The following is a 1,965-nucleotide window of genomic DNA, read 5'->3' on the forward strand; positions in this document are numbered from 1 at the left end:
AAACTTGGCCACAGATGCTCGCGTCCACTGTGCAGTTCTCAAACAACGACCAACCACCCATCACCCCGGGACAACCTCCCGAGTGCACTGGGGCCGGCAACCGAAGACCCAGCCACACGGCCGCGCCCTCAGACACCCAACAGCGTGCCCGGCCAAGCCCCGTCCGATGATCATGCGTTCCACGCTCCGAAGAGCAGTACTGGCAGCCACCGGCCCGAGTCAGGACCGAATAATCAACGTTCCACCCATGAGCAACCGTGCAGGACACTTGCCTGCAGTCGGCCATGTGCTCCTTAGAAAGGAGGTGATCCAGCCGCACCTTCCGGTACGGCCTCCCTCCCACAAGGGGTTGGGCCACCGGCTTCGGGTGTTACCGACTTTCGTGACGTGACGGGCGGTGTGTACAAGGCCCGGGAACGTATTCACCGCAGCAATGCTGATCTGCGATTACTAGCGACTCCGACTTCATGGGGTCGAGTTGCAGACCCCAATCCGAACTGAGACCGGCTTTTTGAGATTCGCTCCACCTTGCGGTATCGCAGCTCATTGTACCGGCCATTGTAGCACGTGTGCAGCCCAAGACATAAGGGGCATGATGACTTGACGTCGTCCCCACCTTCCTCCGAGTTGACCCCGGCGGTCTCCCGTGAGTCCCCAACCTCCGAAGAGTTGCTGGCAACACGGGACAAGGGTTGCGCTCGTTGCGGGACTTAACCCAACATCTCACGACACGAGCTGACGACAGCCATGCACCACCTGTACACCGACCACAAGGGGGGCACCATCTCTGATGCTTTCCGGTGTATGTCAAGCCTTGGTAAGGTTCTTCGCGTTGCGTCGAATTAAGCCACATGCTCCGCCGCTTGTGCGGGCCCCCGTCAATTCCTTTGAGTTTTAGCCTTGCGGCCGTACTCCCCAGGCGGGGCACTTAATGCGTTAGCTGCGGCACGGACAACGTGGAATGTTGCCCACACCTAGTGCCCACCGTTTACGGCGTGGACTACCAGGGTATCTAATCCTGTTCGCTCCCCACGCTTTCGCTCCTCAGCGTCAGTATCGGCCCAGAGATCCGCCTTCGCCACCGGTGTTCCTCCTGATATCTGCGCATTTCACCGCTACACCAGGAATTCCGATCTCCCCTACCGAACTCTAGCCTGCCCGTATCGACTGCAGACCCGGGGTTAAGCCCCGGGCTTTCACAACCGACGTGACAAGCCGCCTACGAGCTCTTTACGCCCAATAATTCCGGACAACGCTTGCGCCCTACGTATTACCGCGGCTGCTGGCACGTAGTTAGCCGGCGCTTCTTCTGCAGGTACCGTCACTTTCGCTTCTTCCCTGCTGAAAGAGGTTTACAACCCGAAGGCCGTCATCCCTCACGCGGCGTCGCTGCATCAGGCTTGCGCCCATTGTGCAATATTCCCCACTGCTGCCTCCCGTAGGAGTCTGGGCCGTGTCTCAGTCCCAGTGTGGCCGGTCGCCCTCTCAGGCCGGCTACCCGTCGTCGCCTTGGTGAGCCATTACCTCACCAACAAGCTGATAGGCCGCGGGCTCATCCTGCACCGCCGGAGCTTTCGACCCGCCAAGATGCCTCGGCAGGTCAGTATCCGGTATTAGACCCCGTTTCCAGGGCTTGTCCCAGAGTGCAGGGCAGATTGCCCACGTGTTACTCACCCGTTCGCCACTAATCCCCACCCGAAGGTGGTTCATCGTTCGACTTGCATGTGTTAAGCACGCCGCCAGCGTTCGTCCTGAGCCAGGATCAAACTCTCCGTGAATGTTTACCCGTAATCGGGTGACACCACGAGAGCGGAACAGTCGGAGGAATGATCCGACCGTTCACAGCGTCCTCGCTGTGTGTTTCAAAGGAACCTCAACCCGATCGAAGAACCGATCAGGTCGGGGTATCAACATATCTGGCGTTGACTTTTGGCACGCTGTTGAGTTCTCAAGGAACGGACGCTT

The 1,965-nt window shown here is 59.1% G+C and carries 1 rRNA gene; it reads right to left on the reverse strand.

The features are described from left to right. Nucleotides 1–297: 297 nt before the first annotated feature. A 16S ribosomal RNA gene (locus tag IG88_RS0137625) occupies nucleotides 298–1,778 on the reverse strand. Nucleotides 1,779–1,965: the final 187 nt, after the last annotated feature.

The organism is Streptomyces sp. NRRL F-5650, from assembly GCF_000721365.1.
Lineage (GTDB): Bacteria > Actinomycetota > Actinomycetes > Streptomycetales > Streptomycetaceae > Streptomyces > Streptomyces ardesiacus.